This window comes from Klebsiella sp. K-Nf6, assembly GCF_002806655.1.
Classification (GTDB): Bacteria; Pseudomonadota; Gammaproteobacteria; order Enterobacterales; family Enterobacteriaceae; genus Klebsiella; species Klebsiella variicola.
Genome location: NZ_PIBN01000037.1, coordinates 1 through 4,724, shown reverse-complemented (window position 1 = coordinate 4,724; position 4,724 = coordinate 1). Strand labels below are relative to the sequence as shown.

The 4,724-nt window shown below is 50.7% G+C and carries 4 protein-coding genes, 4 tRNA genes and 1 rRNA gene; 1 reads left to right on the top strand and 8 read right to left on the bottom strand.

Going from position 1 to position 4,724, the window contains the following annotated elements; genetic code table 11:
- The 5 genes from CWM61_RS28420 to CWM61_RS28400 form a co-directional block, all read right to left on the bottom strand.
- A partial coding sequence (locus tag CWM61_RS28420; RefSeq protein ID WP_000031671.1) for a GTP-binding protein occupies positions 1-253 on the bottom strand: 253 nt, incomplete at its 3' end.
- 115 nt (positions 254-368) lie between these two features.
- Positions 369-444: transfer RNA gene (locus CWM61_RS28415), tRNA-Thr, on the bottom strand.
- 5 nt (positions 445-449) lie between these two features.
- Positions 450-524, bottom strand: a tRNA-Gly gene (locus CWM61_RS28410).
- A 115-nt stretch (positions 525-639) separates the two neighbouring features.
- A tRNA-Tyr gene (locus CWM61_RS28405) sits at positions 640-724 on the bottom strand.
- A 10-nt stretch (positions 725-734) separates the two neighbouring features.
- Positions 735-810 (bottom strand) — tRNA-Thr (locus CWM61_RS28400).
- Positions 811-1,240: 430 nt separating this feature from the next.
- Here CWM61_RS28400 and coaA point away from each other — a divergent pair.
- A complete protein-coding gene (coaA, locus tag CWM61_RS28395) occupies positions 1,241-2,191 on the top strand; it encodes a type I pantothenate kinase (protein WP_012543215.1) in 951 nt (316 codons plus the stop codon).
- Positions 2,192-2,217: 26 nt separating this feature from the next.
- Here the strand turns inward: coaA and birA are convergent, their stop codons facing one another.
- The 3 genes from birA to rrf all read right to left on the bottom strand — a co-directional run bounded on the left by birA (position 2,218) and on the right by rrf (position 4,585).
- Positions 2,218-3,180 (bottom strand): bifunctional biotin--[acetyl-CoA-carboxylase] ligase/biotin operon repressor BirA, encoded by a 963-nt coding sequence (gene birA / locus CWM61_RS28390; RefSeq protein ID WP_074387394.1) that lies wholly within the window; start codon positions 3,178-3,180, stop codon positions 2,218-2,220.
- Positions 3,177-4,205, bottom strand: coding sequence for a UDP-N-acetylmuramate dehydrogenase (gene murB, locus CWM61_RS28385; RefSeq protein ID WP_100632265.1), 1,029 nt, complete (start codon positions 4,203-4,205; stop codon positions 3,177-3,179). The genes birA and murB overlap by 4 nt, the downstream gene beginning before the upstream one ends.
- 264 nt (positions 4,206-4,469) lie before the next feature.
- Positions 4,470-4,585, bottom strand: a 5S ribosomal RNA gene (gene rrf, locus CWM61_RS28380).
- Between the last annotated feature and the right edge of the window lie 139 nt (positions 4,586-4,724).

Here is a 4,724-nt window from a genome sequence, read left to right as displayed (position 1 = left end):
GGCCCGGGCAGTCTACGTGCGCGTAGTGGCGAGTCGGGGTGTCATATTCAACGTGGGAAGTGTTGATGGTGATACCACGAGCTTTTTCTTCCGGTGCGTTATCGATCTGGTCGAATGCGCGAGCAGCACCGCCGTAGGTTTTAGCCAGTACGGTAGTGATTGCAGCGGTCAGCGTTGTTTTACCATGGTCAACGTGGCCGATAGTACCGACGTTAACGTGCGGTTTTGTACGTTCAAACTTTTCTTTAGACATCGATTGTCCCTCTAAGACACGGATAAATCGGTGATATCACCACATCAACCAGGCAACATGCCCGACTTGTTGAATGCAATAAACAGAGAGAAACAGGGAAGGAGAGATAAAGAAGTGGTGCTGATACCCAGAGTCGAACTGGGGACCTCACCCTTACCAAGGGTGCGCTCTACCAACTGAGCCATATCAGCACGTCTGGAGCGGGCAGCGGGAATCGAACCCGCATCATCAGCTTGGAAGGCTGAGGTAATAGCCATTATACGATGCCCGCATCCTGAAACTCGGCTACCCAGTTCTTTCTGTCACAAAAAAGAGATTGCTCTCTTTAATGTTGAGCTGATTAGTTTACCCAACCAACTCCGGCTACGCAAAGCGTCGCCAGAAAGTGGTGGTGGGGGAAGGATTCGAACCTTCGAAGTCGATGACGGCAGATTTACAGTCTGCTCCCTTTGGCCGCTCGGGAACCCCACCCAAATTGTTATGGTGCCGACTACCGGAATCGAACTGGTGACCTACTGATTACAAGTCAGTTGCTCTACCTACTGAGCTAAGTCGGCATCAAGTAGCGCGCATTCTAGGGAGAGGAGCGAGTTCATGCAACTAAAAATTTGCATAAAACGTTCTCTTGCTCACATTTTGTGCTCTTCCGCGGAAAAATGGTGTAATTTCAAACAGCGGAGTGCAAATATTCGCCAGGAAATCGGCTCGTCAGCCTCTTTCGGGCATGGTCTGTCACCGAGAACACTCTCCGACAGCTGACAGAAAGATATACAGCCCATTAGCGCTTATCCCATCAGCAACGCACATCCTTTACCCAGAATAAGAAACTTATTCATCTCTTGTGATGCTGACACGAGAATGCAGCATTCAATGAGTTTTTTTCTTATTATTCCCGGCTATCTGGTGTTACCCTCCTGCCCATTGTCCTGATTAACTCGTGTGAAGCATCGCCGTTTCGACGTATTCGGTGATGGTAAGAACATGCTTATGAGCCAAAAAGAGCAGACGTTAATGACACCGTACCTACAATTTAACCGCCACCAATGGGCTGCACTTCGTGATTCTGTCCCGATGACGTTAACCGAGGATGAAATCACGCGGTTAAAAGGCATCAACGAAGATCTCTCTCTGGAAGAGGTTGCTGAGATCTATTTGCCACTGTCGCGTTTGCTCAATTTCTATATCAGTTCTAACCTGCGTCGTCAGGCTGTCCTCGAACAATTTCTTGGCACCAATGGTCAACGAATTCCCTATATCATCAGCATTGCTGGCAGTGTTGCGGTAGGAAAAAGCACCACAGCCCGTGTACTGCAGGCCTTGCTTAGCCGTTGGCCAGAGCACCGCCATGTTGAACTCATCACCACTGACGGATTTTTGCACCCTAACTCGGTATTGAAAGAACGCGGGTTAATGAAGAAGAAAGGCTTTCCGCAGTCCTATGATATGCATCGACTGGTGAAGTTTGTCTCCGACCTTAAATCAGGTGTACCGCAGGCAACCGCACCGGTTTATTCCCATCTGATTTATGATGTTATTCCAGACGGCGACAAAACCGTCGCACAACCGGATATTTTAATTCTTGAGGGGCTCAACGTTCTGCAAAGTGGAATGGATTATCCGCACGATCCCCATCATGTATTTGTATCCGATTTTGTCGATTTTTCTATTTATGTCGATGCACCGGAAGAATTATTGAAAAGCTGGTATATCAACCGTTTTCTCAAATTCCGTGAAGGGGCGTTTACCGATCCTGACTCCTATTTCCACAATTACGCAAAGCTGTCTAAGGAAGAAGCGGTAGATATTGCCACCTCGCTATGGAATGAGATTAACTTAATGAATCTCAAGGAAAATATACTACCAACCCGTGAGCGCGCCAGCCTGATTATGACCAAAAGCGCCAATCATTCTGTGAATCAGGTACGCTTACGTAAATAAAGCAAAGGGAGCCGAAGCTCCCTTTTTTATTCTGCGCTGCGCAATGATATTTCACCGCCAACCCAGGCTTTTATCACTCCATCCTGTTCCAGCAATAGTGCACCCTGCGCGTCAATGCCTCGGGAAATTCCATAGATCTCTTTATCACCGATAATGAGTTTTACCGGACGATGAATAAAGTTATCCAGTTTTTCCCAGCGCGGCAGATAGGGCGCTAACCCTTCCTGCTCGAACAGTTCGAGGCCCAGACGTAGCTCTTTAATCAGGCGCGCGGCGAGGAGGTTGCGATCGATGATAACCCCCGCTTCCTGAAGGCTTATCCAGCCCTGATTGACGACGTCAGACTCCACGCGACGCATAACAAGATTAATACCCGCGCCGCTAACGATTAATGCGGCATCGCCCGTTTTCCCGGTCAGTTCCACGAGGATCCCTGACAGTTTACGATCTTGCAGGTAAATATCGTTTGGCCATTTCACCCGTACCTGATCGGCCCCGAGCTGCTGCAGAACTTCAGCAATCACGATACCAATTACCAGGCTAAGTCCAATAGCCGCTGCCGGCCCCTGCTCCAGGCGCCAGAACATCGAGAGATAAAGATTGGCGCCAAAGGGCGAGAACCATTTTCTACCTCGCCGTCCTCGCCCAGCCTGCTGATATTCAGCCACACAGGCATCCCCGGATGTCAGCTCATCAAGCCTGTCCAGTAAATATTGGTTAGTGGAGTCAATCACGGGGAGAACCGTCACTCGGCCATGTTCGATCTGTTGGGAAATCTTTTTCTCATCCAACAGATGAATGGGCTCTGGCAGGCTATAACCCTTACCTGGCACAGTAAACACATCGACGCCCCAGTCGCGTAAGGTCTGGATATGCTTATTAATCGCCGCCCGGCTCATACCTAACTGCTCACCAAGCTGTTCACCTGAGTGGAACTCGCCATCAGCCAGGATAGAAATCAACGTTAAGGGAATTGTATGGTCTTTCACGCAATGCTCTCCTCTGCGTTGACTTCACCATGCGTTCCAATGAAGCGCACCTCGGGCTGAAGCCATACATCGAATTTCTCACCCACCTGCTGGCGAACGTAATGGGCTAGTTTTACCACGTCCTCGCTGGTCGCTCGATCTTCATTAATGAGTACCAGGGCCTGTTGTCGATGGACAGCCGCGCCACCAATGCGTTGCCCTTTGAGCTGACATTGATCGATTAACCAGCCCGCGGCCAGCTTGACGGTGCCGTTTGCCTGCGGATAATGCGGCGCCTGGGGGAATTGCGCCAGCAGCGCTTCAGCAACCTGAGCGCTGACGATCGGGTTCTTAAAGAAGCTTCCGGCATTGCCGTTAATCTTTGGATCCGGCAACTTAGTCATTCGCATATGACAAACGGAATCGAATACCTGCTGTGGGGTGACGGTCTGTGGATCAAGACGCGTTAAATCACCATAGCTCAGCACCGGCTGCCATACTTTCGCCAACGATAATCCAATCGCGACGATGGCGTAGCGATCCTGATATTCATGTTTGAAGATGCTGTCGCGATAGCCAAAACGGCATTCCTCTGCTGAAAGACGTTCCTTACGACCCGTTTCCAGCTCGATGCAGTCAACATATTCGCAAACCCGCTGCAGCTCGACACCGTAGGCGCCAATATTCTGGATCGGCGAAGACCCTGCGCATCCAGGGATCAATGCCAGGTTTTCCAGTCCTGGCATCGCATGCTGTAGCGTGAACTGCACCAGTTGATGCCAGTTTTCACCAGCACCGACGTGCAAGCACCAGGCTTCCGGGGTTTCGCTCACCTCGATCCCCATAATCCGGTTGATGATCACCGTACCGGCATAGTCGTTCAGAAACAGAACGTTACTGCCTTCCCCAAGAATCAGCGTGGGCTGACCTTCTGCGACAGCAGTTTGCCAGGAGCTTAATAACTGCTGCTCAGTTTCGGCGCGTACAATCGTCTTGGCGGAGCGCTCAATGCCAAAGGTATTCCAGGGTTTGAGGGAGTGGTTCATAGTGGCTTCCTGATGCAAAATCGGCGTTAGTTTACCGTATCTGGCGGGGGAAGGCTTGCCCGATTGCAGGGGCAATGATGTTGCAGGGCGTTATCGGGCTGCGCGGTCAGCAAATGCCTGAGGATCCGTATCCCCGGTCAGTGCAGCGCCACCGGGGAGATATGCCCGCACAGCAAAAAACCCGCACCTTTCGGCACGGGGTTCTTGTTAAAACGCAAAAACAAAAAGCTCAGTCTTTCGACTGAGCTTTCTGCTTTATTTGATGCCTGGCAGTTCCCTACTCTCACATGGGGAGACCCCACACTACCATCGGCGCTACGGCGTTTCACTTCTGAGTTCGGCATGGGGTCAGGTGGGACCACCGCGCTAGTGCCGCCAGGCAAATTCTGTTTTATCAACACGTCACCCGGACGCATCGATTAATCTGTATCAGAGCTGAAAATTCTCTCAAATCGCCAAAACATCTTCGGCGTTGTAAGGTTAAGCCTCACGGTTCATTAGTACCGGTTAGCTCAACGC

Coding starts and splice junctions, on each gene's coding strand:
- coaA (WP_012543215.1), top strand. CDS start 1,241: ATGAGCCAAAAAGAGCAGACGTTAATGACACCGTACCTACAATTTAAC.
- murB (WP_100632265.1), bottom strand. CDS start 4,205: ATGAACCACTCCCTCAAACCCTGGAATACCTTTGGCATTGAGCGCTCC.